Source organism: Fusibacter sp. 3D3 (genome assembly GCF_001748365.1).
In the GTDB taxonomy this organism is placed as follows: Bacteria; Bacillota; Clostridia; order Peptostreptococcales; family Acidaminobacteraceae; genus Fusibacter_A.
Window position 1 is genome coordinate 28,135 of record NZ_BDHH01000002.1, and the last position, 25,358, is coordinate 53,492.

General features: G+C 37.8%; 25 protein-coding genes. 2 read left to right on the top strand and 23 right to left on the bottom strand.

Annotation, left to right across the window (positions count from 1 at the left end):
- Positions 1 to 44: 44 nt before the first annotated feature.
- The 8 genes from F3D3_RS02035 to F3D3_RS23640 form a co-directional block, all read right to left on the bottom strand.
- Positions 45 to 578 carry a hypothetical protein gene (locus tag F3D3_RS02035; protein WP_069870756.1) on the bottom strand — a complete coding sequence of 178 codons (534 nt, stop codon included), beginning with the start codon at positions 576 to 578 and terminating at the stop codon, positions 45 to 47.
- The gene (locus F3D3_RS02040; protein ID WP_069870758.1) at positions 571 to 1,326 is read right to left on the bottom strand and encodes an ImmA/IrrE family metallo-endopeptidase; all 756 of its coding nucleotides are present in this window, start codon (positions 1,324 to 1,326) and stop codon (positions 571 to 573) included. Before F3D3_RS02040 ends, F3D3_RS02035 begins: the two co-directional genes overlap by 8 nt.
- Positions 1,316 to 1,666: a helix-turn-helix domain-containing protein gene (locus F3D3_RS02045; protein ID WP_069870760.1), complete on the bottom strand. Its 351-nt coding sequence runs from the start codon at positions 1,664 to 1,666 to the stop codon at positions 1,316 to 1,318. Before F3D3_RS02045 ends, F3D3_RS02040 begins: the two co-directional genes overlap by 11 nt.
- Before the next feature lie 319 nt (positions 1,667 to 1,985).
- Positions 1,986 to 2,618, bottom strand: coding sequence for a hypothetical protein (locus F3D3_RS02050; protein ID WP_069870761.1), 633 nt, complete (start codon positions 2,616 to 2,618; stop codon positions 1,986 to 1,988).
- Between the two features lie 114 nt (positions 2,619 to 2,732).
- Entirely contained in the window at positions 2,733 to 3,575 is an 843-nt protein-coding gene (locus F3D3_RS02055) for a nucleotidyl transferase AbiEii/AbiGii toxin family protein (protein ID WP_069870763.1), read from the bottom strand.
- Entirely contained in the window at positions 3,572 to 4,165 is a 594-nt protein-coding gene (locus F3D3_RS02060; RefSeq protein WP_069870764.1) for a type IV toxin-antitoxin system AbiEi family antitoxin domain-containing protein, read from the bottom strand. The genes F3D3_RS02055 and F3D3_RS02060 overlap by 4 nt, the downstream gene beginning before the upstream one ends.
- A gap of 518 nt (positions 4,166 to 4,683) precedes the next feature.
- A complete protein-coding gene (locus F3D3_RS02065) occupies positions 4,684 to 6,402 on the bottom strand; it encodes a methyl-accepting chemotaxis protein (RefSeq protein ID WP_069870766.1) in 1,719 nt (572 codons plus the stop codon).
- Positions 6,403 to 6,572: 170 nt separating this feature from the next.
- Positions 6,573 to 6,779, bottom strand: a complete 207-nt coding sequence (locus tag F3D3_RS23640) for a hypothetical protein (RefSeq protein ID WP_139131993.1) — start codon at positions 6,777 to 6,779, stop codon at positions 6,573 to 6,575.
- Between the two features lie 346 nt (positions 6,780 to 7,125).
- Between F3D3_RS23640 and F3D3_RS02070 the strand changes: the two genes are divergently transcribed.
- Complete coding sequence (locus F3D3_RS02070) at positions 7,126 to 7,602, top strand: MarR family winged helix-turn-helix transcriptional regulator (protein ID WP_069870767.1); 477 nt, start codon at positions 7,126 to 7,128, stop codon at positions 7,600 to 7,602.
- Positions 7,592 to 8,953 carry an MATE family efflux transporter gene (locus F3D3_RS02075; RefSeq protein WP_069870769.1) on the top strand — a complete coding sequence of 454 codons (1,362 nt, stop codon included), beginning with the start codon at positions 7,592 to 7,594 and terminating at the stop codon, positions 8,951 to 8,953. The genes F3D3_RS02070 and F3D3_RS02075 overlap by 11 nt, the downstream gene beginning before the upstream one ends.
- Positions 8,954 to 9,106: 153 nt before the next feature.
- On the opposite strand, the gene F3D3_RS02080 is transcribed toward F3D3_RS02075, so the two are convergent.
- The 15 genes from F3D3_RS02080 to ribD all read right to left on the bottom strand — a co-directional run bounded on the left by F3D3_RS02080 (position 9,107) and on the right by ribD (position 25,296).
- Complete coding sequence (locus F3D3_RS02080; RefSeq protein ID WP_069870771.1) at positions 9,107 to 9,553, bottom strand: DUF188 domain-containing protein; 447 nt, start codon at positions 9,551 to 9,553, stop codon at positions 9,107 to 9,109.
- Positions 9,540 to 10,469, bottom strand: a complete 930-nt coding sequence (locus F3D3_RS02085) for an NYN domain-containing protein (protein ID WP_069870773.1) — start codon at positions 10,467 to 10,469, stop codon at positions 9,540 to 9,542. The genes F3D3_RS02080 and F3D3_RS02085 overlap by 14 nt, the downstream gene beginning before the upstream one ends.
- Before the next feature lie 28 nt (positions 10,470 to 10,497).
- Complete coding sequence (locus tag F3D3_RS02090; protein ID WP_069870774.1) at positions 10,498 to 11,340, bottom strand: mechanosensitive ion channel family protein; 843 nt, start codon at positions 11,338 to 11,340, stop codon at positions 10,498 to 10,500.
- A gap of 216 nt (positions 11,341 to 11,556) precedes the next feature.
- Positions 11,557 to 12,936: an MATE family efflux transporter gene (locus F3D3_RS02095; RefSeq protein ID WP_069870776.1), complete on the bottom strand. Its 1,380-nt coding sequence runs from the start codon at positions 12,934 to 12,936 to the stop codon at positions 11,557 to 11,559.
- A 12-nt stretch (positions 12,937 to 12,948) separates the two neighbouring features.
- Positions 12,949 to 13,557, bottom strand: coding sequence for an MptD family putative ECF transporter S component (locus F3D3_RS02100; protein WP_069870778.1), 609 nt, complete (start codon positions 13,555 to 13,557; stop codon positions 12,949 to 12,951).
- Positions 13,558 to 13,566: 9 nt separating this feature from the next.
- Positions 13,567 to 15,300 carry an ABC transporter ATP-binding protein gene (locus tag F3D3_RS02105; protein WP_069870779.1) on the bottom strand — a complete coding sequence of 578 codons (1,734 nt, stop codon included), beginning with the start codon at positions 15,298 to 15,300 and terminating at the stop codon, positions 13,567 to 13,569.
- Complete coding sequence (locus F3D3_RS02110) at positions 15,293 to 17,116, bottom strand: ABC transporter ATP-binding protein (RefSeq protein ID WP_069870781.1); 1,824 nt, start codon at positions 17,114 to 17,116, stop codon at positions 15,293 to 15,295. The genes F3D3_RS02105 and F3D3_RS02110 overlap by 8 nt, the downstream gene beginning before the upstream one ends.
- 13 nt (positions 17,117 to 17,129) lie before the next feature.
- Complete coding sequence (locus F3D3_RS02115; protein WP_069870782.1) at positions 17,130 to 18,608, bottom strand: ABC transporter ATP-binding protein; 1,479 nt, start codon at positions 18,606 to 18,608, stop codon at positions 17,130 to 17,132.
- A 21-nt stretch (positions 18,609 to 18,629) separates the two neighbouring features.
- Positions 18,630 to 19,358: an energy-coupling factor transporter transmembrane component T gene (locus tag F3D3_RS02120; RefSeq protein WP_069870784.1), complete on the bottom strand. Its 729-nt coding sequence runs from the start codon at positions 19,356 to 19,358 to the stop codon at positions 18,630 to 18,632.
- A 123-nt stretch (positions 19,359 to 19,481) separates the two neighbouring features.
- Entirely contained in the window at positions 19,482 to 20,456 is a 975-nt protein-coding gene (locus tag F3D3_RS02125) for an AraC family transcriptional regulator (protein WP_069870786.1), read from the bottom strand.
- A 188-nt stretch (positions 20,457 to 20,644) separates the two neighbouring features.
- Positions 20,645 to 21,721 carry a GGDEF domain-containing protein gene (locus F3D3_RS02130; RefSeq protein WP_069870788.1) on the bottom strand — a complete coding sequence of 359 codons (1,077 nt, stop codon included), beginning with the start codon at positions 21,719 to 21,721 and terminating at the stop codon, positions 20,645 to 20,647.
- Between the two features lie 78 nt (positions 21,722 to 21,799).
- The gene (ribE, locus tag F3D3_RS02135; RefSeq protein WP_069870790.1) at positions 21,800 to 22,267 is read right to left on the bottom strand and encodes a 6,7-dimethyl-8-ribityllumazine synthase; all 468 of its coding nucleotides are present in this window, start codon (positions 22,265 to 22,267) and stop codon (positions 21,800 to 21,802) included.
- Positions 22,268 to 22,284: 17 nt separating this feature from the next.
- Complete coding sequence (locus F3D3_RS02140) at positions 22,285 to 23,478, bottom strand: bifunctional 3,4-dihydroxy-2-butanone-4-phosphate synthase/GTP cyclohydrolase II (protein WP_069870792.1); 1,194 nt, start codon at positions 23,476 to 23,478, stop codon at positions 22,285 to 22,287.
- 67 nt (positions 23,479 to 23,545) lie between these two features.
- Positions 23,546 to 24,181: a riboflavin synthase gene (locus tag F3D3_RS02145; RefSeq protein ID WP_069870794.1), complete on the bottom strand. Its 636-nt coding sequence runs from the start codon at positions 24,179 to 24,181 to the stop codon at positions 23,546 to 23,548.
- On the bottom strand, positions 24,163 to 25,296 hold the full coding sequence (gene ribD, locus F3D3_RS02150) for a bifunctional diaminohydroxyphosphoribosylaminopyrimidine deaminase/5-amino-6-(5-phosphoribosylamino)uracil reductase RibD (RefSeq protein WP_069870795.1): 1,134 nt from the start codon (positions 25,294 to 25,296) through the stop codon (positions 24,163 to 24,165). Before ribD ends, F3D3_RS02145 begins: the two co-directional genes overlap by 19 nt.
- Between the last annotated feature and the right edge of the window lie 62 nt (positions 25,297 to 25,358).

The following is a 25,358-nucleotide window of genomic DNA, read 5'->3' on the forward strand; positions in this document are numbered from 1 at the left end:
AATAGGCAACTTCTTTTGAAGATAGGCAAACTCGAAACTCACTTTTATTTCTTTAAGCTCAAATACTCTGTAAAACTTCCCGCACCTAACTTCCGCCGTTTAGCCAACATGGAAGCCCAAATCGTATTTCCTTCAGCTTCGGTGATAAGTCCCTTTTCCAATGCTTCAATTAAAATATCGCCAGTGGTAATATGTCTTAATCCAAGCTCCTTGACGTAAAGTGCAATATCTCTAAGATTATTACTTGCGACTACGCCATTATGAACACTTGCCAAGGCAATCGAAGCTGCCTCTCCTGGACCAATAATTTTATGACCTTGATCAGGTGAAGTGGTGAGTTTATGATACAAAACAAATTCATCCGTTCCCAAATCAATTGTTGCTAAGTTTGCATCCCCACTTCGAAGTAATTGATCTATTCGTTCCTTAAGTTGAGGCGTCGTAGGATGAGACAACTCATCATATGCTGCTTTCGGTATGATAATTCTACCTGGATAAAGAATTGCCAATAGATTTTGCTCTCTAACCCATAAAAAAGCCGAAATGCAGTCACTATCGAAAAAGAGCGAATCAGTCATTTAATTCGCCCCCTTCGAATTCTTCCCCATAGACAAGATCCGGTCTAAAGGCTGTTAATAACAACTGTTCGTATTTCCCTGTAGACACCAAATCCTTTTCATAAAGTTCTTCTGCTTTTTCAATATAGTGACCATAAGTCTTGTATTGTTTGTTTTCAGGAAGCGGTTTATAAAGTACGTCATCATATCCCAAATTCACAGCAGAGTTGATAACGCCATCTCTGAACTTATCGGCTTCTTCAAGTGATAATTTATGATCGCCGACTAATCTATATAACAGCGCTTGTCTACTGACGCCAAAATACTGCTCGAGCTTCACAATTTCCTTAATACCAAGTCTCCCCACTGAGTCACTTTTGAATTTCTTTATAAACGACTCTAGCGCAACTGATGGTATAAGGAAATACGATGCAAACTGATCCGCACTCTTTTCAATGTCATTACCCCCGCCAATTTTCTTTGCACATACAACGGAGTGTTCACTGTCATCAAAATATAAATGGTATAACTCATGCGCCAGAGAAAATCTTTGTCTTCCAATAGACATGGCTGAATTAATAGCAATTACAGGATAGCCATCATTTTTGATACACATCCCACTAATTCTTTCACCCATTGGATAATAAACCAGCGTCAGTTTAGGAACTGTATGCGCCAACGAAAAAATATCAATCGAAGATTCTAAGTCTTCACCAAGTTCCCGTCTTAAAGACTGAGCTTTTGTATTAATATCTAACTTATCTACCATCGCGATCACCTAACAGTTCAGTCATAAAATTTAAGTTTAAAGTGATTCTATTTATGGCGCTGATCATTTCCAAATCATCCTCGTTAATTTCACTTGCTCTCAAAGCCACTGTAATGCGCTTCTCTGGAAGGGAATCCGCATAAAAACTATCAGGTGTAATGCCAAAAAGCGAAGACAGCCTATCCAGCATATCCGATGTGATGACACGTTCATTTTTTTCGATTTTCGATATGAGACTCTGATCTACCTTCAAGTATTTCGCAAGGTTCATTTGCGTGAAGCCACTTTGCTCTCTTAATGCTTTTATAGTTTCTCCAATAGGATTTAATGTATTGTTCATAGTGACACCTCCTCATACGTTAATTATACACCTGTTATGTCATATTATCAAACACTTATTAAATATATATTATGACAAAATGTGCATATAGAAAGAGTCCTTTTTACACTTTAAAACCTAACATCATAAAAAGAACCCTTTAATATAAACATCTATTTACTTAATAGTCAAAAGTATAGGCAACTGCGAATCTAATCATTAAAATAATAAAAATCAATTTTCTTAATTTGAACAAGTCCACATGGAGTCCTGTACCTTCATGTTACTAACGGCTAATTGAAACACGACTAAATCAAATAACTCATTATTATTTAAACAATCATAATTTTTCATGCACCGAATATATCTGTTTTACTATATAGCACTTAAGTTCATTACTTCTTCCAGAGTTAACCCAACTACTGAAATTTATATCCAAAGCACTTATACTTATTTCACATGAGTTACTGATTAATCCTGGTCTGCATTTTTCACAGGGAGCCCATCTAATATAAAAATGTTTATTATTGTTATTCTTGATAAAGGATAACATTTTTCTTTCGCAACAGGCGTAAGTATTACCAATACTTCCTTTCTGACTGTCCCAGTTCACAATTTCACCATCATCATCTAATTTAATTGCCGAAGGAATGTACTCAACGCTTAAAATATCATTTAAAAACTTAGTATATCTCTCAGTATCGCCAGATAAGTAAGCCCAATTAAAGTCATAATGATGATTCCGAACATCTTCTATCGGAATTGAACGTGTTGTATTTAAAGCAAATCCAACTAAAGTGCTTATTATTAAATCATATATATTACCTATTTTAGGTTTATACGGACTTTTGTAAAAGAAGAAAATTGCTTTTGAAGCATTAAAAACTAAAATAATAATTAGCACATAGTAAATATTGAAAACAAAATGGAAATAGCTCATCAATTCAGTGAATTTGTTATAGTCAATAGACATATCCAATTAACATCCTTTCCATTGTAAGTTCAAGTTTGAACATTTCATAAATCTTCATGGTGGTACTCAAAACACCTTAGGATGAGCCCACTCGTGGCTCCCTAGCTTTGATATTTATTCATCTATTATTGAGTCCCATACTTTTCTAACAACTGGAATAATGCTGATCCATTCTATATCCTTAGCATAACTGAACGAATTCTGATACCTCATCCATAAACCCGCCATATCTTTATCATTTTCTATCTGATCAAAAACAATAAATGCCTTTTTAAGCTCTTCAGCAGTTCCTCTACGTTCTGAGGTCATCTTAACAGCTTCTTTTAAAAGCGAATAACTAAAATGGTCTGTAAATACATTTATAAGTATGAATAGATCATAAAAATCTCTCATTCTAGTATTAACAATACCCCTTGTGATAATCGTTTCTAATTTTTCTGCTAAAACTGTTTCCAGATTATATGCCAATACATCAATCATTCTATTCTCTATCATCAACTTATATGAATAGATAATCTCTCTGGGTGTAATTTTATCTCCTGTCGTTATATCTACTTTTAACGGAATTTTAGCCGTTCCCATAGTAGCTACTAAAGAAACTCTCAGCCCTGGATAATCAGCTTCTTCGCGAATTTCTTCAATATCTTTAAGAGTCATAAAAACATTATCTTCGAGATTAATCTGAATTATTTCTTGAAAAATTCTAGCAATTGTTTCTTTTTCGAGAGGCATTCCTTTAACTGTTGTGTCCATATCAATAGTTGCCCTAAGATCCACACCTACCATTGCTGCTACTAACATGCCGCCTTTAAGTATAAAATTATCTTTGAAATTTGAATGAGATATCCTCTCTAACAGGCGTTCCAACATGTAATTTCGCATTAATATTTGAGGATTGATAGCATTTTTTTTAGATAAATTTCGAATTTGTGCTTTTAATTGAGTGGCACTCTTCAAAGTAGCACCTCCATATATTGTTTTAATAATTTCATGATGCCAAACTTCTCACCATAGATCATCAGATTTGAAATACTCTTATCATTTCTGTTTGAATATTTTTTTAAGGCATCAGTCATAATACCAACGTCTACTTGACTTCTGCTTCTCACAATATCACAGATTGTCCTTTCTAAATCATAGGTTTTTATCATGCGTCCAAACTGCGTTTCACTTTCAATAAGGCCGAGGCCGTATAACTCGCTTTTAACTGAAAAAACCTTAGTACCTGCTTCTCGTAGATTTGTCCCATTGTACCCTGCAGGAATCGTTACTGTAAAGTGAATTGGATCTCTATCGGTCAGTTCATGAAGAAATAATGCAGTCTCATGAGAAAATACGACTCGAGTATTTCTTGCCTGCAAACAATACATTTCATCTTCAAACGCTTCCACTGTTAAATAAATACCTTGAGCTACACGCTCTAATTTCCCCTCTTTGACAAAGAGAGATAGATACTGCCTCGGAATACCAGCTTGATCAGCCATCTTTGTCAGAACGAGACCATTGTTCTCAGTAATTAGTTGTTCCAATTTCGTTTTATAGTCCATGCAATCACTGTCCTTTTACATTTATGCTCTTATTGTATTCCAAGAGAGCATAAATGTAAATCTGTATAAAACAAATGACCCAGTCGATTTGCACAACTGAGCCACTAATATTGTCATTCCACAATTTGTATAAACTTACCTACACACTCGCTGTGTTGATTCCTACCCTTACGAGCAAATGATCAATAATACGTTTATTCTTAACTTCATTGCTATCTTGCGAAAAGTCAAAAAACCTCTCGGATATTTAAAATTCAAACATTACAAGGAGTCTATCCGGCGTAGTCCCACTACGCACGCCACGTGCCTTGAGTAAACAAAAATGATGTCGTGAAGACTCAAAGGTTATATGACGGAGGGGGCGTTGCCACAAATTAATATTACAATATTAACAATTTGCGCAGAGCTTCTATAGTTACTTCAAATGTAGCATTTTGGGCATAAGAAAAAGGCGTCTTTAATGTTGAGAAAACAAGCTCAGACACTTAAGACACCTCTTATGATGATCCTTATTTAGGTTACACTTTAAATTTGGAAATTTCACTTTCAAGATTTTTTGCACTTTCATTTGTTTTTAAGATAAGTTTGACAACCTCTGTGGATTTATTCGTGACACCTGAGGCCTTAATAGCAATATCGGATGTCCCTTGTGCACCCTCTGTGGCGGATCTCGCAACCCCATCAATCGCCCTCAAAATTTCTGTGATAGAAGCTAAAAGTTCTTCTGAGGTTGAACTAAAATCCGTTACCAAATCGTCTACATAAATGGCATCATCGTTGTATTGATCCGCCACACTTAAGATCATTTTATAATCCTCGTTGACATCTTTGATCACGTATTCAAGTAGATTATTCGAATTGCCTGTCAAATCACTCACCGCTTCATTTACCTTTAAAGTAATGCGCTGAATTTCTACCACTGTATTTTTTGATTGTTCTGCCAATTTTCGGATCTCATCGGCAACCACCGCAAAACCTCTTCCCGCTTCACCTGCTCTGGCCGCTTCTATCGCTGCATTGAGTGCCAATAAATTGGTCTGTGAAGTGATGTCCATAATAGCTTCGCTAAGCACATCAATTTGAGAGACCACTTTTGAAGATTCAATCGACGTTTCCAATTTTGCTTTTACACGGTCTAAAACAGTCTTTGCTTTCGTTTGTGCTTCGAGGACAATAGTCTTTGTCGATTGCGCCCTGTTGCTGATTTCATTGGCTTTGATTGCACCTTCTTGTGCTTTGTCCGCGATGGCTGAAACAGCTCTTTCCATTTCTTGAGAAGTTGCCGACATCTCTTCTGAGGCAGCAGCAGTCTCTTCCATACCTGCAGCAAGCTCTTGAGTGGTTGCAGATACATCTTCAATATCGCTGTTGAGATCAGCCACTCTGCTGTTAACTTCTCTAACAATCTGCTCAATACTTACGGATTCTATGCTTACTTTCCCGATTAGGGCCTTGATGGCACCTTGCATCTCATCGATACCTTTTGACAGCGTTCCCATCTCATCTTTTCGATTTAATAGATCTCTTGAAATTTCGATTGAGAAATCCCCAGAGGCGACTTGTGATAATTGAGCAACTGCCAATTTTAATGGTCCTGTAATATCAAGTGATATCACTGCTGTTAACACAATACTTAAAACCAATGAAAAAATAATGATCCCTACAAATAAGTTTAAAGTGCTATGATATCCCACGATATTTTCTTCATGAACATTTTCAGCATCCATTTGTTGATCATCCGCTAACTTCACTAAGCTGTTTTGAATTTCCTCTCCTAGTCCCTCGGCCTCACTGTACTTTTTCAGTGCCATCTCCTGATTCCCAGAGAGTGCATAGTCAAGCGCTTCATCTCGCAAGGGTCTATAGATCGCCAACTTAGCTTCCAGTTCACCAAAAAGATTACCTTCAGCTTCATCTAGCCCAATAGCCTTTACCTTTTGTATATCGGTATTGAAGAGTTCTTTTCTCTGCTTAATATCATCTAACCTTGCATTTATTTTTTCTTTCTCATTTACATTTAGAAAAATATAGTAGATATCTGCTTCTATGGCCCTCTGTTGAGCTCGACTGTCATTAATCAGCTGCGTTTTCGTAAGGTTGATATCGAAAAGTGACTTAAGGTTGTCATTGGTTTTCGTCAAACTCAAATAAGCAACACCTGCAACTAACAACAATAAAATTATCAGAGCACTGCTCAGAAGAATAATTTTAAGCCTAACCTTCAATCGTTTTAGCATGTCTTCACGCTCCAATCTAATATTTGATAATAGGGTAAGAGTGTCAAATACCAGTTTTGCCCAAACCCTCCAACTACATATTCCATTTATACGCAACTAATTGAATCTCAAACGCTCATTTTCTATGAATCCTAATTTTATAAATTTGCAGACTTTATCAGCATTTTCGTCTATACCGTTTGCTGCAACATTTCATTTGCTTTAAATCGGACAGCAATTCTATTTTCATCAGATAAGTAAGAGAGATACGATTTTATCGTACTCCCCACAAGCACGTATTGATTGATATCCATGGTACTTACACCTACGTTTTCAACGGATATTAAATTCCAATATCGACCTTCTTCCTTATAGATCTTAGTGATTTGATTAACCAAAAAAGCACTTTCATGTTACACATCTCATTACTTAAATTTGTACCCAAATCCATGTACTGTTGTGAAGTCCAATAAGACTAAATCGATCTTTTGGTTTTCGATGATCTTACGTGCTTCAATCCCAATTAGATCAACAAATGTATAAAAACTGTGACTTTCAAGATACACAGATAGTGCATCTGCAATGTTTTTTCATCCTCCACAATTAAAATATTAGGCATCATCGTTTCCTTTGTCGGTCATTTTAATTTTTTTTTTAAGGTTCAATTTTTCTATTGACAACAATTTATTTCGAGTGTAAAATAGTTGCATCCACAACTATTTTTAATTGGGAGGCAAATCCATTATGAAGGCTCTTAGAAAGACCATCATTGATGACACCGACATTGGAAAATATCTATCTATGCTTTATAGACACAATCGCATTTTCATAGATCAACACTTGACTGATCCGAATTTTGGAAGTGGCCAGCATACATTTCTTTTTTACTTAAAAACCCATGATGGTTCAACACAAGAAGAAATCAGTAGAGCACTTGGTATTGATAAAGCGAGCACAGCTAGAGCAATTCAAAAGCTTGAGTCTCACGGATTTGTTATAAGGCACTCCGATTTGGAGGATCGGCGCGTTAATCATGTTTCTATCACTGAAAAAGGTGATGCACTTTATTCAGAACTCAAAAGCATTTCAAACCAATGGAAATCTATAATTTTGGAATCCTTTTCAGAACAGGAAATCACTTTATTGGAATCCTCTTTAAAAAAACTCGCTCAAAATTCAATACTCTATCGAAATAAGAAAGAAGGTCAAAATGACAAATGAAGCAACTCTTAACCCCCTAAAAACCGAACCCATAGGCAAACTCTTGCTCAAGTTCTCGATTCCCGCCATTGTGGGCATGATGGTCAATGCGCTCTATAATGTAGTGGATCGAATATACATCGGTTGGATTGGTCCCCTTGCCATGACTGGTATTGGTCTTAATTTACCCTTTATGACCCTATTAATGGCTTTTAGTATGCTCATCGGTATCGGCGGTGCGGCCATTATCTCCATACGACTTGGCGAAGGCAACCATGATGGTGCTGAAAAAATACTTGGGAATGCCTTTACATTATTAATCCTCATTATGGCCGTTGTTGGCATTATCGGTTTAAGTTTCAAAACACCTCTACTCTATTTATTTGGCGCAAGTGATGACACCATTGGATTTGCAAACGCTTATATTACAATTATTCTTTTTGGCGCTATTTTTCAAGGACTCGGTTTTGGACTTAACAACATCATTAGAGCTGAAGGTAATCCTAAAATTGCTATGTACACCATGCTCCTCGGTGCAATCGCCAATATTGTGTTAGACCCTATTTTCATTTTTGTGTTTAAAATGGGGATTGCTGGCGCTGCACTTGCAACGATTCTCTCGCAATTAATATCAGCTATTTGGGTTTTATACCATTTTCTTTCAGGTAGAAGCAAATTGGTTTTAAAGCGCCAAAATTTAAAATTAGATTTTGCAATCATCAAGAGTATTTTTAGCATTGGTATGTCTCCTTTCTTTATGCAAGTTGCAGCCAGTATTGTGACGATTGTCTCCAATAATGCCTTAAAAAATACGGGCGGCGATATTGCCATCGGTGCTATGACAGTCATCAATGCCATTGTCATCGTTTTCTTAATGCCGATTTTTGGTCTCAATCAAGGTTCTCAACCTATTATTGGATTTAACTATGGTGCAAAACAGTATGATCGTGTGAAACAAACTCTAAAATTAGCCATCTATGCTGCAACAGCCATCTGTTTAGTCGCTTTTATTGCCACACAGTTTTTTACAGTCTACCTGATTCAAATTTTCAATAGAGATCCTGAACTGGTATCTGTTGCCACGTCAGGGATGAAAATATTCTTGTGCATGGTGCCCTTTATAGGGTTCCAGGTGATCAGTTCAAATTACTTTCAAGCGGTTGGAAAAGCCCCGAAAGCAATGTTTTTGAGCCTACTCAGACAAGTGATTATCCTAATTCCAATGCTTGTGATCATGCCTAGATTTTTTGGTTTAACAGGTGTTTGGATGGCTGGTCCAATCGCAGATCTCAGCGCCACTGTGGTCACTGCCATCTTTATCTTTAATGAACTTAGCCATTTGGATGATTCGCATCAGCTGGAAATGGCTTAGAAAAAACCGGGCAGAAACTCATACTCAATATAAAATGGCGCCATACGAATATTCGCTTCGTATGACGCCATTTTTTAAATTAAAACTCATTGGTTAGTGTGTCGAAAGTCAGTTTCGCATGAACCCTCATTTGTTCCTATTAGACTAAGACCTTCACCTTTCTAAAAGCCCCTTAAAAGCGCTAACAAACGCTTCATCATCCGCCTTTAAGCGCTTCTTAAACTTTGTATACTTGCCCCTCTGCATCCTAGCCAATCGACTTACATGCCTTTGATCTAAAATCAAATCTATGTTATCTTGAGTTATCAACCGTCCATTTTGGTTGATGGCTTGTCCTCGCTTTGAAAGCACCAGAGCTGCAAGACCGTAATCTTGAGTAATGACGATGTCATGGGCCATCATATGATTGACGATATAAAAATCAGCCGCATCTCTGGATAGATCCACTGTAATAATCTCTGCGTAGTCATCTTCAATAACTACTGCATGATTTTTCACAACCGTGATGCGATAGCCTTCTTTTTGGGCCATCTCTATCGCTATTTTCACCACGGGACAGCCATCTGCATCAACCCATATCCTCGGTTTATTCGGGCTCATTTGAAGGACTCACTTCTCTTTTAGGCATTTCCTTCTTAGGGGCTTTCTTTCTAGCGGGCCGCTTCTTTTTAGCAGGTGGTATTTTAGGTTTTTCACTCTCTTTTTTAAGACGCACCCACATGGACTTGCTATTGCCCTTCGTATGAATATCTAAGAAATCAAATTTTCTCAAAAATCGGGATAACTTCGGATCTCCATAATTTCTCACATCAAAATCTGGATACCTTTTTACAAGACGGTTCCCAAGTTCACCCATATTCATGCTTTGATCATCTTCATCGATCTCGTTGAGCATTTTAAGAATAGCCGCTTTAATAACGCTAAGTTCCGTCATGTTCTTCTCATTGTCGTTCGCCTTGCCGTTTGACGCATTTAAATCTCCCGTGCGTATGCCTTGACGTCCAGCAATTTCCATGGCTAAGGCCTCTTCAACACTGAGCTCATTGGCGTTCAAGTCTGCTTCAACGGTTTTCTTTTCAGAAGCTTGAAGTACTTCAAGGTATTTAAATTGATTACATGAGGCTATAAAAGGTTTAGGCGTCTTTTTTTCACCCATTCCAAGGACAAACATCCCCGATTCTCTCAACCTCGAAGATAATTTTGTAAAATCGCTATCACTGGATACGATACAAAAACCTTCTACCTTGCCAGAATAAAGAATATCCATGGCATCTATAATCATCGCTGAATCCGTGGCATTTTTACCGCTGGTATAGCCGTACTGTTGAATTGGCGTAATTGAATTTTCAAGCAGCACATCTTTCCACGAACCTGAAGTGCTCTTTGTCCAATCCCCATAAATGCGTTTATAAGTGGCCACACCATAATTCGGAATTTCATCCAACACACTTGAAATGTACTTTGCAGATATGTTATCTGCGTCTATAAGCACCGCAAACCTTTTTTCTTCTAACATATGACCCCCAGTATTTTAAATTTAAGTTTCACGCTATTTTTATATCGTCCGTTTCCGAAAACGCAGTAAGAATCTCCTGCCAAATAAGATTTTCAGTCATTCGTGCTTGTCTAGGTTCACACAAATATCGAATGGTAAGATACAAATAACCTTCTTTCACACGAATTAACACGATCGGTGTTAAATTGGTATAGTGGAGCATATAACGTTTGGACGCTTCAATTACATTTTCTTCGGCTTCTTTAGAAAGGTGAAGTGTATGATGATTGATGATCTCTTCTAGTTTTTGTTTTGCCATATTCCAGGGACTATCCAGTGTGAGCCTGACCTCAAGTTCGTTCCAAATATACACAAATCCCTTATTGGCATTCGAAATACCATGTATAAAGAGAAAATTGTTGGGGAAGTGAACAATCCGCCCAGTACTTTGCTGACTGTGCTCAGGTGTTGAAACTTCCATAAGCACGGTTTGAAACACCTTGATATCGATGACATCTCCAACGATGTTGTTGACCGTTACGCGATCACCTACCTCAAAAGGCTTTTGAAATATAATGATAAGCCATGCAGCCATATTTGTAAACAATTCTCTAAGCGATATGGCAATCCCTGCTGATATGAACCCTACATATGTAGCTAAATCCAACTTGGATTCGGACCAGATTAAAACAATCACCACAAATAAAATCCCCGTATTAAAATAGGAAAGTCTTTTTCGTGTCGTGTAATAAACACTATTCGTCTTAATGGTTTTAAATAGAATTTTACCCATGAGCCTGATCAAGATAAAATTCAGTAGCAATAAGCCACCTGAAACCAACATTTTTCGTACGATTACATTGCCCTCTAAAAAAATCAAAATCTCATTCATGCACACGCCTACGCTTCATTAAATTTTATACGCCATACACTTCCATTGTAACAGTGCTTATATCCTATTTTAACAGATTTATAACATTTTTAGATGTAAAAAATAAAATAAGTATGCTCAAAATTTATTTGCACACCCACAAAAAAACTCAAGGTTTTTTGAACCCTGAGTTTTTAAGTTTCTGATTTTTAAATAAAGCCTAAAAATGGCATCCTTTTAAGCCACTTCATCCAGAATCATTGCCTTCTCTCTATATTTTTGAAAGTCCTTTCTCATCGCCCAAAATACAAATCCAATAACCAGAATATCAATTGCTGCTGATCCATAGTACACGCCCTTTATTCCTATATATCTTGGAATAACAAGCATCACGGGGACATAGAGCAAAAGTTGCCGCGCGATCCCAATAACCGCTGCTGGTGCGCCTTTTTCTGTTGCTGGGAAATAAGTCATCGCCATAAAGATAACTGGCAGAAACGGAACCACACTCATAAAAACTCTAAAGTGTTCTATATTTTCACTGGTAAATAACGTGTTTGGAAGCATCATATTTAAAATCCCCCACGGATTGATCATTAAGAAGAACCAAAAGGGCAACAAAATACCAACAGCACTGATTGTAAAAGATTTAAACGCATAAATGACGCGTTCATATTGCTTCGCACCGTAATTAATGCCAATTACAGGCTGTAGTGCTCTCATCAGCCCGAAGATAGGGGTTAATAAAAATGTGAATATGCGGTATAAAACGCCATAAAAAGCAACATCCATAATCGTTCCATAACGCGACAAAGCATTAAACACAACAAAGGCTTGTACCAAACTCATAACGGACATAATCAAGGACGATGCGCCAAGAGAAAAGATAGTCTTTAACCTTTTAGCATCTGCTTTAAAACTAAATGGACTCGAATGAAAAGAGGCCTTACCTTTAGAAAAATAAAGTAACCCTATCAGCGTATAGACAAACATCCCCAGATTGGTCCCCCACGCTGCTCCCCCAACGCCCATTTGAAGACGAACCACTAGAATATAATTGGCAATAATATTAGTGACAAGACCCGCACCCATCATAACTGCTGCAGATTTCATTTTGCCCTCTGCGCGAACAATCATATTAATCGCAAGCCCATAAATCCAGAAAACCGCACCCATCGCTGTGATTTGAAAATAAGTTGTCCCCTGTTTAAGGGCATCATCATATCCGCCCATCCACTGAATCATTGTGCGTGCAAAAATCACGCCCAAAATCATATAAACTATACTCGTCCCCAACGTCATCACATTGACATTCCCAAGTAGTTTTTTTTGAGTCTCATTGTCACCAGCACCTATGGCAATGCTCAAGACTGAACCTGCCCCAACGCCTATTAAAGAACCGATTCCCAACGGGATTTGAGAGAGTGGATAAGCTAGTGAAACCCCTGCTAAAGCAGTCTCCCCTACAAATCGCCCCACAAAGAAAGCGTCAAAAACACTATTGAGCCCGTACAAAACCATAGCCAGTACAGCGGGCCACGAGAGCTCAAAGATCACTCGCCCCATCGGCGCATTTAATATTTTTTGTTTCTGCTCACTGTGTGTAGAATTTTCCATTTCACCACCCCCTTAGACGATTCCCGCTTTTTTAAAATGTTTATTTAATAGGCGTTTGCCCAACAGCATACCGAATACACCCCCAGCAAAAGATATCACCAGAATCACAATACTCATTGGTCCTTCGATAAATTGAATCATCGGATCTAAGAATGCAGGATCAACACCTCTTGATATAAAATCGTTTCTGAAGCTTTCTGCAAAGATCACAACAGGTATCACATTGCCAAGGGCTTGCCCTGTGATCATAATGCCAAACCCCAAGGCGATGGATTTAAAATGACTATATCGTGTGGGCATACAAATCAAATCTGCAATAACTGCTGATAATAATGTGGTTATAAACCAAGGTAAATAGCCGCCTCCTGTAAATTGAAATAACACCATTACAATGATCGTACTTATCGTAAATACACCTTTTTTGGGAATTTTACTAATCAACAATAAATAAATTATACCGCCGACGATGCCGTTAATCGCCGGTGAAAATATATGCACCACAGGACTTGCCATGGCTGTGACCATGGCAATCACCATGTAAACTGCGAAAAATACTGCTGATAACACACCTATGAGTATAAAATCTTTGATTTGAAACAGCTCGCTTTTTTGTTGCTTCATTTGTGCCTCCTATTGATATTGGTATTGTGCTTTTAGCATAGATGAAAATAGACCTTGTTTCGCTTTTAATTCTAATGGTTTTCCTGACTCTGCAATAACGCCCTCTTTGACCACTATAATTTTATCAGCTCCCAAAACCGTCCTCATACGATGTGCGATAATCAAAACCGTTTTATTTTTCACTAAAACGCTAAATGCACTTTGTATTTTACTTTCGTTTTCCGCATCTAAAGAGGCTGTTGCTTCATCGAGCAAAATAATCGGAGCATCTTTGAGTATAGCTCTTGCTATGGAAATACGCTGTCTTTCACCACCAGATAACTTTTCGCCGTTTTCCCCTATAAGCGTACCGTATCCCTGTGGCAGGTTATGAATAAAGTCCTCGCATTGTGCAAGTTGTGCTGCTCTTATAACCTCTTCATCCGTTGCATTTTTCTTGCCCACACGAATATTTTCCATAACACTTGAATTAAAAAGCGTCACATCCTGAAAAACAATGGCATAATAATTTAATAGGGTTTCTGGGTCAATCTTAGAAATATCTTCTCCACCTAAAGTAATCATGCCTTTGTTGATGTCCCAAAATCTTGCCGATAGTTTGGCTATGGTGCTTTTCCCACCTCCAGAAGGTCCCACAAGAGCAGTCACATCGTTTTGCTTTGCGATAAAATTCACATTTTTTAGCGTCTGAACACCATCTTGATATGAGAAATCCACATTTTTAAATTCAATATCAAAATTTTTCGGATGAAACTCAGTGAGCCCTTCTTGTCTTGGCATCTGATCCATCTCTTTCATTCGATCGATACGCACATCAAGATATAAAAGCAACGCAAAATTATTCATTGCATCCATGATTGGATTATAAATTCTCGCTGTCACCACAAGGAAAACCAAGTAGGTAAAAACACTGATTGAACCCATTTTTAACAAATATGCCCCATATAATATAACACTTGGGAGACCAAGCTTTAAGAAAACATACGAAAGGTTTATAAAAGCACCTATTAAAAGTTCCCCACTAATCATAAATTTTTCAAGCTGATCAAGTTCAGCGTTTAATGTTTTTGAAAAGTCATTTTCTTTATTATAGGATTTAATTTCGTTTGCTAAATCAATCCCTTCTTGAATTTTATCCGAAATATCTCTTTTAATATGATAAAATTTACCATGCATACTTTTTTGATATTTTTTAGACAAATAAAAGATCAATATTGCAACTGGAACCACCCAAAAAACTGCTAATGATAGCTGCCAATTATAAAAGAACATCATCACCCCCATAATAAGAACAGTTGTAACCGCTGCGTATATTTGAGGAACCGCATGAGAAAAAAGCATTTCAATCTGCGTGGCATCATCCATAATCGTTGCACTTAAGTCTGCAATATCGCTTTTACCAAAGTAAGCCATTGGTAATTTTCTAAGCGTTTCTGCCAAACTGATGCGTCTCTTCGCGCTCTCTTCATAAATTTTAGTATAGGTTGAATTGTACTGAAAATATGAAATAGTCAACATTATCAAAAATAAAACAACCGATATAGCCACATAGGATACAATACGCGTTTGAGAAATATTTGAAGCATCATAAATTGTCGCCATGTACGCCTCTAAGAATTTAAACCCTAGAATCACTGGGGCCATGAAACTGATATGCATGATTACAGTCCATATAATCCCATAATAAAGGTCTCTAGCACCTTTTTCAGACATTGCATATTTATTTTGAAAAAAATTAAGCACATTGTCCTCCTTCATCATCATCATCATCATCGTTATTGTCTTTTACTGTGATTTTCCAATCTACAGTTTTTTGGTATTCATCCCACATGCTTTTATACAGTCCACCCTTATCTATTAAAAAAGTGTGTGAACCCTCTTCAACGATTCTGCCATTTTCAATCACTAAAATTCTGTCTACATTTTGTACACTTGTGAGACGATGAGCGATCATAAGTGTTGTCTTCCCACGACTGAGTGCCTTAAGTGCCTTCTGTATCAAATGCTCATTTTCAGGATCAGCAAAAGCGGTGGCTTCATCTAAAATCACGATGGGCGCATTTTTCACCATGGCTCTGGCAAGTGCAATTCTTTGCTGCTCCCCACCAGATAGATAGGTCCCTTTTGATCCAATTATAGTGTTGAGACCCTCAGAAAGATTTTCAATTATTTCTTTTGATTGCGAAAAATTAATCGCATTATCAATATCACTTTTACTTGCATTTTCTTTTCCAAATACAATATTTTCTCTCAGTGAACCTTTAAAGAGCTTGGTATTCTGAAAAACCAAGGAAACCGTTTCCATCAACACTTTCTTTGGAATGGCTTTAACATTAACACCTCCAATGAGCACTTCGCCTTCATCTACATCCCAAAATCGCGCAGCTAATCTTGCAATGGTTGTCTTCCCACCTCCAGAGGCGCCCACAAGTGCAATGGTTTCTCCAGCATTTAGCTTAAAACTAATCTTATCAATAGCACGTTTATCGCTGCCTTCATATGAAAACGCCACTTCCTTAAATTCTAAATCATAGTTTTTAATGCGGCTAGAAGGCTCCGAATAGGACATATTTTTATACTCTAACAAATGATCCAGTCTATCGATGGCTTGCTCAGCAATCATGATATTTTGTTGAAAATGCATAGACTTCATTAAGAGCGTCGTAAAAATCGGTGAAATTAAAATGTAAAAAACAAAGTCCGTGAGCACAAGTGAAAGTTGATCCCCTCTTCCCACTAAAAAAACAGCCATTGGAATCAAGAAAAAAGCTGCGGATTGCATCACCGTGGTGAAAAAAGACATCGGTTTTCTCCAAAGCACTGTGTAAGCGTGAACCATTTCTTTATATCTAATAATGCTATTGTAAAATCGTTTAAAAGAAAAAATAGTCTGTCCAAAAGTTTTTACAACTGGAATCCCACGGATATATTCCACAGATTCCGAACTCATTTCTTCCAAAGAATCGTAGTAATTTTTTTGGAATTTTTGGCCTTCTTCACTCATCATAAATCTCATTGTCATAAATCCCAATGCAATCGGAATAAGAGAAACCAGTCCCATTCTCCAGTCCACTAAAATGATCAGAACAATTAGAGTAATGGGAGAAATTACGCTGCCAGCCATATCTGGAAGCTGATGTGCTAAAAAGTTATGCGTTGTTGAAGCGCCATCATTTACAATTTTACGTATCTTCCCACTTGAATGCTGATCAAAAAAACCAAGGGGCATTCCCATTATTTTTGCCATCCCCACTTTTTGCATACCTACTTCTACTCTAAAAGCGGCAAGATGAGAACTCATAAGAGCTAAAAAATAGATTACAATTCCACTCACAGCGCTTGCAAATGCAAGCCACGCATAAAAACTGATGTTCAAAGTATCCATTGAATGAGGATTAGATAATATTTCACGTACGATATACCATACAAACACAAACGGCAATATATTGAGAATTGCCGAAACGCCTGACAATACTAAAGCAAGGGGTAAAAGCACTTTTTTCTTGCCCATATACGGTATAAATCTTTTTAAAACAAAACTTTTTTTTATAACTGGCATACTGTGCCTCCTTTTAATTTGTATTCATATCATTGAAACAATCCATGAGTTTTTTTTCAGTTTCTGGATTCAAGGCAAAATCTTTAAAAATGCCCCCGTTTTTCAAATAAATAATTCGGTTACACACATTTGTAATAAACTCATAATCGTGAGTAATCAAGATGACCGCTTTGCCTGCCATTGCCAAATCCGTTACACTTTTACACACTCTTTCCATATTGAACCGATCTAATCCGCTGGTGGGTTCATCCATAATCACAACACAAGATGCCTTTACCAAAGACAACCCTATTGTTACCCTTTGTTTCTGTCCACCTGATAAAGCGGCTGGATGGTTCTCTTTAAATTTCAATAGGTCCAGCGCAGTAAGGGCATTCTCTACTTTTACTTCTATATCTGAAACCTTTTCATTGCCAATTGAAAGCTCTTTTTCTACACTTTCAGTAAACAATTGATAATCGGCATCCTGCATAACAAACGAGACATGTTCTCTTCGCTTTCTATAAGATGTTGCTCTCTCCTTAAAAAAAACACTTCCGGCTTTTTCTCGATAAACACCTGATAAAAGACGTCCGAGTGTTGTCTTTCCCACGCCATTATTGCCAATAAGACCAACAACCTCGCCTTCACAACATTTGAAACTGATATTTTCTAGAATTCTATTGTATTTCTTATAAGAAAAAGCAACACGGTCTAACTTCATAACCTCCTTTGCATCTTCCAAAACAGGCTTTCCCCTGATTGGATTTCTAAAGAGCATCATGCTCCTAAGTCCTCTATTCATCAATGCGTCATTTGAAAGTTTAAGGAACTCTACCTGAGTGAATTGCTCTTTTAGTACACCTTCATCAAAATAGAGCACTTTATCTAGCAATTCTTTTAGGTAGTATAGTCTATGCTCAGAAATAATAATCGTATAGCCTTGCGCTTTCAACCGCTTTAGCACATCCTTCAATCTTTCAATAGACTGATAATCTAAATTTGAAGAAGGTTCGTCGAGCACAAGTATTTTGGACTGTAAAGTATGCACCGACGCGATTGCAAGTTTTTGCTTTTCACCACTTGAAAGCTTAAAAATACTCTTCCCGATAAGATGTTCAATCCCCATACAGCGTGTTGCCGTTTCGATTCTTTTAGAAATTTCAGCACGCTGAACCCCAAAGTTTTCACACGTGAAAGCCAATTCAGATAAAGTATCCACCGTAAAAAACTGACTTCTTGGGTCTTGAAAAACAGATCCAACCTTTTCGGAAATTAAATGAATAGGTAACGTATCCATATCCACATTTTCAATCATTACCTTCCCCTGAAATTCACCTTCGAAATATTTGGGCACAAGACCATTAATACACCTTGTAATTGTTGATTTACCACAGCCACTTCTGCCCGTTATAACCACCAATTCCCCTTGATTAATCTTGAAATTCACTTTGGAAATGCTATGGGTTTCACTACCCTCATATTTAAAACTTACATTATCAAAAACAATCATTTCATCTCCTTCAATGTCTTTCTATAAAACCCATACAGCACGATCTACTAAAAACACAAAAATACTTGCCATCAGCGCAACAGTAAGAATTGCACCATCAAACTTTTTAAATTCAACATCAAAATAAGCGCTTCTTTTAACATCGTGTTCCACACCTCTGGTAAGGGCTGTTGCTGTCAATTCTTCAGAAATTTTCAAGCTTCTGAAAAGAAGAGGAATTAGTGAATATTCTACGGTTCTCACTGGATATCGAAGTATATTTTTAAATGAAATCCCGATGCCTCTTAAATGCATACTCTCTTTGCTAAATGCCATTTCTGATTGAATTGTTGGCACAAATCTAAAAGCGACAATAATCGCTAACATGATGCCTTTGGGCAACTTCATTTTCTCAATTGCTGTGATCATCTCACTCGTTTTAATTGTATTCACAAGTATAGATGCAATCATAACAATCGGTATAAATTTGCTGAATAAATAAAACAGCAGACTAAAAAGTAGTTTCGCATTTCCAAATGGATACATCAAGAAAAAATAATTTAAAAATACAATTGCAAGATAGCTTGCTGCAAAAGCAAATGCTTTTTTATACATTTTCACCGTAACCATTAGCAAAAATGCAATTGTAAAGCATAAATGGTTGGCCATTTCACTTGATACAATAAACATCGTAATACAAAATAAAACATTTAATATAAACAATGTCCTCGGGTCAATTTTAAATGCATTTTGACTTGGAAAAACGCTCATAATAACCTCCTTGTATGCATCAAAGCAAGTTTCTAAATCATTATATTGAGAATGATTCTCACTGTCTACTCCAAAAAAACGCCTTCAGCAGCTCCAAAAAACAAAAAGCCCTAAAAAGGACTTTTATAATTTTCGATATTCTAATGGCGTCATCTGGTTATACACTTTAAAAAGTTGTGCAAATTTACTGGGGTTCTCATACCCCACTTCATTGGCAATCTGCAAAATGGAAAGGTCCGTATTTCTAAGCAACTCCATTGCTCTTCCAACCCTTATTTTTTTAATATAATTATGGACCGTATCCCCTGTTATTTCTTTAAACCCATTTTGTAGTTTGTATACGCTCATATCCAATTGGCTTGCCAAAGCCTTCACTGAGGGGCTAGATTCAAGATTGTTCTCAATGATTTCTTGCGCTCGTAATATTTTTTCTCTTTCTGCCATTATAGCGCCACATTGATTGCAAGGTTTATTTTTTTCATATATCAATCGTGCAACCAATTCCAAAGTCTTAGATTTAAGGCTCACGTATCCAAACATTTCATCCTTAGACAATTCATCTATCTTCTTTGTGATCTTATCCACTTCATAGCTTGCTTTCTCTACAATTAAAATTTCTTTTTTAAACAGCATATCCAAATGGCGTTGCCAATCCAACAGAGTCTCCGCCTTCCACTTGGGGTCTGTCGCCTTGTTTATAATCTCACAACTCATGGAAATCGAAATTGTTTTGCAGTTTTTATACTTAAATTGAAATTTCTCTACATTATTAAGCATTTTATAAATAAAAGCATCTCCTGCCCTGATCGTGTAAACCTTACGACTCGGCAGCATTAAAATCTCAGCTTCACCACAGTAGCAATAACCGACTTCTAGAAGATTTTCTTCAAAACCCCTGTTATCAAACTCCATTTCCAAAAGGTTAAAGGACTCTAGCATGGTAATCTCTAGCCCCTCTTCCGTGCGCAATCTTAATAAGCTTCCTGATCCTAAGCCATCTTCAAGAATATATTTCTCCCCAAAGCGCTCATTGCAGACTTTACACCGATACGCACTTTTTATATTGTTAAAATAAGACTCAAATATGTCTGTTTTCATTTTCGCAACCTCACGAACAATGCCCTCGCGAATATAAGCAATGCCATTTCAAAGCTTTTCGCTTAATTGATATTCGTTCTCATTTACAATTATATTTTACATTTTTTAACCTGTCAATATCTATATCACATTACAAAAGCGCTGTTCATCCCTATATCAACACCTTGATGAACAACGCTTCTAGTCATTTAGCTTATGATGACTTTGTTTTTACCCGTTCTTTTCGCTTCATATAAATTTTGATCGGCAAGCTCAATTAATTCCAAAGACGTATGGCCATCCAGACATGCACCGCCAATACTCACCGTCACTATAACTTCTTTTGAAAATACCAGTTCTTCAACACCAAGCCTAAATCGATCTGCGATTTTATCTGTACTATCAGAATAGATATTCGGCATGACAACCATGAATTCTTCACCACCATATCTGCCCACGATATCACCTTCTCTGCAGTGAAGTCTGAGCATATTTGCAATCGCTTTGATCACTTCATCTCCAAAAAGATGTCCGTAAGTGTCATTAATATGCTTGAAATCGTCAATATCTAGTATCAATATGCACAGATGTCCTTTACGATTAAAACTGTATTCTATGGATTTAGAAATGAAATCGTGGATATAGGCATTGTTGTAAAGTTGCGTCATGGAATCTCTTATAGCGAGGTCTGCGAGTTTTTCATTCTGTTCTTGAAGTATAATATGACTTCTTTTAATTTCAAATCTCTGTTTGGCAAACTGTCTTGCCAAGCTGATGGCTATTACTGTATACAGGATGGATTTGAACATGATGTCTGTGGTAAAATAAGATTCTTCGTAGAGCATATTGCCCACCGAAAGAAAGACGACATTGTTAAGTGCCATCAAAAAAGTCGTGTATTCACGCCTCATGGTGATCATCATCGCCAAAGTCACAATCACAAGTGCAAAAACTGTCATATCGATTGGATTTACTTGATGAAGCAATGTAAAGCCAGTCCCCCATATCATCAAAAAAACAAAATATATTTTTTCAAGAATTGCATTGATCATGATATTAACATAATTTTTTTTCTTTTGATAATAAATAACGGGCAAAATCACCAAATGAAATGCTGCGATTATCAAGCTGTAAAATCTAACGTCATCGCGAAATGTGCCCAACACTGATAATATCAAGCCAAAAGATTCCACAAGTGTATACATCCCACCTATAATCAAAATGCGATCTAAATTTTCTTGATGCACAATTGCGTGAACTCTTTGATTTTGAGTCAAATCCACCACTTTTTAACACCTCTTTTTTACCGCCAAACCCTTACTGTAAGTCTCCACCTATTGCATGTATACCCCCTTTTTCTCATTTTAAGAGCTCATGCTTCTGATCAAATTCACCATCTCAATAGCACCCATTGCAACATCAAACCCTTTGTTACCCGCTTTAGTGCCCGCACGTTCGATCGCTTGTTCGATGGTATCTGTGGTGATGACACCAAACATCACTGGGATCCCTTCATGGAGCGAAACAGATGCAATGCCTTTCGTCACTTCACTGCAAACCAGATCATAATGTGTGGTTGCGCCTCTAATCACGGCCCCTAAACAGATTATAGCATCGTATTTTTTCGTCTTCGCCATTTGTGAGGCAATAAGAGGAATCTCAAAGGCACCCGGTACCCATGCAATATCAATTTGTTCACGATCCACATCATGCCTTGTCAAGGCATCGATTGAGCCTCCTAATAATTTAGAAACAATAAATTCGTTAAACCGCGATGCCACAATGCCGATTTTGATTTCTTTTGCGATTAATTTACCTTCAAATGTCTTCATTTTTTCCTCCTGAGGCTCTAAAGTAAGTGGCCCATTTTATTTTTTTTAGTTTCTAAATAGAAAGCATCATGAATTGTAGATTTGATTTGAAGCGGCTTTCTCTCCACGACTTCAAGCCCATACGCACTCAGTCCTTCAATTTTAAGAGGATTATTGGTTAAAAGTTTGAGCTTCCTAACCCCTAAATCTTTCAAAATCTGCGCACCTATAACATAGTCTCGCTCATCTTCTTCAAATCCAAGTGCTAGGTTCGCTTCAACAGTGTCCATCCCTTGATCTTGAAGTGCATAGGCCTTCAGTTTATTCACAAGACCGATACCTCTACCCTCTTGTCTCAGATAAAGCAGCACACCCGTTCCAGCCGTCTCTATAGTCTCCATTGCCCTCGCTAATTGCGCGCCACAATCACATCTGACAGAGCCAAATGCATCTCCTGTTAAACATTCGGAATGCACTCTACAGAGCACTGGCAACTCACTGTTTATATGCCCTTTCACAAGTGCCACATGATGTTCTCCATTTAATAAATTGATATAGCTATGCGCCATAAAATCGCCGTATTTTGTCGGCATACGCGTTACAGAAACCCTTGAAACAAGCTTTTCATTGCGTTTTCTGTAAAGCTGTAAAGCCCTAACCGTTATAAACTTAAGCCCATGTGTTTTGGCAAATAACATCAGTTCTGAGGTGCGCATCATCTCACCTTGGTCGTTCATCATCTCACAGCAGAGGCCACAAGGACTGAGTCCAGCTAGTTTCATCAAATCCACAGTGGCTTCTGTGTGCCCGTTCCTTTCTAACACGCCATTGGGTTTTGAAAGAAGTGGGAACATATGCCCTGGTCTTCTAAAATCTTCTGGCTTAGAGGTGGCATCCATGCACTTTCTTGCCGTAATGCCACGTTCAACTGCGGAGATACCCGTGGTTGTGTCCACATGGTCAATGGAGACCGTGAAAGCTGTCCCATGTGCATCTGTATTGTTCAAAACCATTTGTGGTAAATCCAAGCGCTTCACAATTTCAAGATCCATCGGCATACAAATAAGGCCTCTACCATAAGTGGCCATAAAAGTCATATTTTCTGTGGTTGCAAATTCTGCTGCACAGATGAGATCCCCTTCATTTTCACGATCTTCATCATCCGTTACGATGATCAATTCACCCTTTTTTAGTGCTTCTAAAGCTTCCTCTATTAAATCAAATTTGTACATTCCACTTCTCCTTTGTCTTTCCAATTATATTTCTATTTTGATTTTGATCTTATTTGCATTCGGATCATCAAAAACCATTCTCGAATAAAAAAGCCTTCGTGAGGGTATGCGCCTGTTTGAGTGATGAGAAATGAGCCAAGTATTTGCCCACCATATCCACTTCTAAATTGACCGTATCCCCCATTCGCTTATAACCCAGCGTGGTTTGAGATAAGGTATGCGGGATAACACTCACTGAAAAATGAAGCACCTCTTTATTCATCACTGTTAATGAGATCCCATCAATGGCAATAGAGCCCTTTTCGATGATATAATGCATCATTTTGTCAGATGTCTTAAAAGTGTAAATCGTGGCGATGCCCTCCTTTTTTATGCCAGTGATCTCGCCGACATCATCTACGTGCCCTGAGACCATATGACCGCCAAATCGGCCATCAGCTTTCATTGCTCTCTCTAAATTCACCACTGCACCACGCTTTAACTTGCCTAAATTCGACCGTTTTAGCGTTTCATTCATGACATCTGCCGTCATAGTTGTAGAGGTGAATTGTGTCACCGTAAGGCATACGCCATTTACGGCGATACTATCTCCAACATGAGCATCTGTAAGCACTTTAGGGCCTTCTATTTCGATTCTTGAAAGCGTGCTCCCCGTAACCATCCCCTTAACAATACCCAGTTCTTCTATGATTCCAGTAAACATCTTTTATCTCCCTTTTCAAACCGATATTCCAGTAAAACATCATCTTCAAACGGCTTAATTTTAACGAGCTCAAGCCGTTTTGCCTCATCCATGGCATCGACGCCAATACCACCAACGGGTGTTAAAGCCCCTTTTCCGCCTAGTATTTTAGGGGCTACGAACGCGTATAAATACTGGACTAACTGCTCTCGTAAAACCGCATCATTTAAAGTGCTCCCACCTTCAATTAAAAGACTCTGTATGCCCAGTGCCCCAAGTGATTCCATCATCACTTTTAAATCGATGTGCCCCTCTTTTGACGGTATCACTAGCACATAAAACCCTTGATTTTCAAGTGCTTCTCTTTTTAAAACCCCTTCATTTGTTTCAATGTAATCACTTTCACAGACTAAAAAAGTCTTTATTGCTTGCGCTGTTTGAGCAATGTGAGAAGTCAGCGGCATTCTCAAGCGACTGTCACAGATAATTCGAATCGGGCTCTGCGTCAAATCTAATCTATACGTGAGCAATGGATCATCCTCTATCACAGTTCCAATGCCCACCATGATGCCTTGAAACTGCTTTCTCAACTGCTGAACATAGGCCCTTGAATCTTCACCTGAAATCCACTTGGATTCGCCTGTTTTCGTTGCGATCTTACCGTCAACTGTCATCGCATATTTCATTGCCACATAAGGCATTTTCGTCTTCATATGATGCAAGAAAAAGCGATTGATCGCCATGCACTTTTCACTTAAAATAGCTTCAATAACTTCTACACCGTGTTCTCTTAGTATTTCTATCCCTCTACCGCTCACTTTGGGGTTTGGATCTCTGATACCAACCACCACACATTTGATGCCGCTTTTAATAATGGCCTCCGTACACGGTGGCGTCTTGCCATAATGACAACACGGTTCCAAGTTAACGTAAAGTGTTGCACCTTCTGTCTCGCTTATGCAAGCTGAAAGCGCATTGATTTCAGCATGTGGTCCGCCATATTTTTCATGATAACCCTGTCCAATAATTTTATTTTCACGTACGATCACAGCGCCCACCATGGGATTCGGTGCAACTCTTCCAAGCCCCTTAATGGCAAGCTTTAATGCGATTTTCATATAATATTCATGTGTCATTTATACCTCCCTCATGATTTGTGAATTAATTCACCAAAAAAAAGCCCTGAATCAAATCAGGG

Excerpts from the sequence above, each read along its gene's own strand:
- F3D3_RS02035 (WP_069870756.1), bottom strand. The coding sequence starts at position 578 with ATGACTGATTCGCTCTTTTTCGATAGTGACTGCATTTCGGCTTTTTTA.
- F3D3_RS02040 (WP_069870758.1), bottom strand. The coding sequence starts at position 1,326 with ATGGTAGATAAGTTAGATATTAATACAAAAGCTCAGTCTTTAAGACGG.
- F3D3_RS02045 (WP_069870760.1), bottom strand. The coding sequence starts at position 1,666 with ATGAACAATACATTAAATCCTATTGGAGAAACTATAAAAGCATTAAGA.
- F3D3_RS02050 (WP_069870761.1), bottom strand. The coding sequence starts at position 2,618 with ATGTCTATTGACTATAACAAATTCACTGAATTGATGAGCTATTTCCAT.
- F3D3_RS02060 (WP_069870764.1), bottom strand. The coding sequence starts at position 4,165 with ATGGACTATAAAACGAAATTGGAACAACTAATTACTGAGAACAATGGT.
- F3D3_RS02065 (WP_069870766.1), bottom strand. The coding sequence starts at position 6,402 with ATGCTAAAACGATTGAAGGTTAGGCTTAAAATTATTCTTCTGAGCAGT.
- F3D3_RS02070 (WP_069870767.1), top strand. The coding sequence starts at position 7,126 with ATGAAGGCTCTTAGAAAGACCATCATTGATGACACCGACATTGGAAAA.
- F3D3_RS02075 (WP_069870769.1), top strand. The coding sequence starts at position 7,592 with ATGACAAATGAAGCAACTCTTAACCCCCTAAAAACCGAACCCATAGGC.
- F3D3_RS02080 (WP_069870771.1), bottom strand. The coding sequence starts at position 9,553 with ATGAGCCCGAATAAACCGAGGATATGGGTTGATGCAGATGGCTGTCCC.
- F3D3_RS02085 (WP_069870773.1), bottom strand. The coding sequence starts at position 10,469 with ATGTTAGAAGAAAAAAGGTTTGCGGTGCTTATAGACGCAGATAACATA.
- F3D3_RS02090 (WP_069870774.1), bottom strand. The coding sequence starts at position 11,340 with ATGAATGAGATTTTGATTTTTTTAGAGGGCAATGTAATCGTACGAAAA.
- F3D3_RS02095 (WP_069870776.1), bottom strand. The coding sequence starts at position 12,936 with ATGGAAAATTCTACACACAGTGAGCAGAAACAAAAAATATTAAATGCG.
- F3D3_RS02100 (WP_069870778.1), bottom strand. The coding sequence starts at position 13,557 with ATGAAGCAACAAAAAAGCGAGCTGTTTCAAATCAAAGATTTTATACTC.
- F3D3_RS02110 (WP_069870781.1), bottom strand. The coding sequence starts at position 17,116 with ATGCCAGTTATAAAAAAAAGTTTTGTTTTAAAAAGATTTATACCGTAT.
- F3D3_RS02115 (WP_069870782.1), bottom strand. The coding sequence starts at position 18,608 with ATGATTGTTTTTGATAATGTAAGTTTTAAATATGAGGGTAGTGAAACC.
- F3D3_RS02120 (WP_069870784.1), bottom strand. The coding sequence starts at position 19,358 with ATGAGCGTTTTTCCAAGTCAAAATGCATTTAAAATTGACCCGAGGACA.
- F3D3_RS02125 (WP_069870786.1), bottom strand. The coding sequence starts at position 20,456 with ATGAAAACAGACATATTTGAGTCTTATTTTAACAATATAAAAAGTGCG.
- ribE (WP_069870790.1), bottom strand. The coding sequence starts at position 22,267 with ATGAAGACATTTGAAGGTAAATTAATCGCAAAAGAAATCAAAATCGGC.
- F3D3_RS02140 (WP_069870792.1), bottom strand. The coding sequence starts at position 23,478 with ATGTACAAATTTGATTTAATAGAGGAAGCTTTAGAAGCACTAAAAAAG.
- F3D3_RS02145 (WP_069870794.1), bottom strand. The coding sequence starts at position 24,181 with ATGTTTACTGGAATCATAGAAGAACTGGGTATTGTTAAGGGGATGGTT.
- ribD (WP_069870795.1), bottom strand. The coding sequence starts at position 25,296 with ATGACACATGAATATTATATGAAAATCGCATTAAAGCTTGCCATTAAG.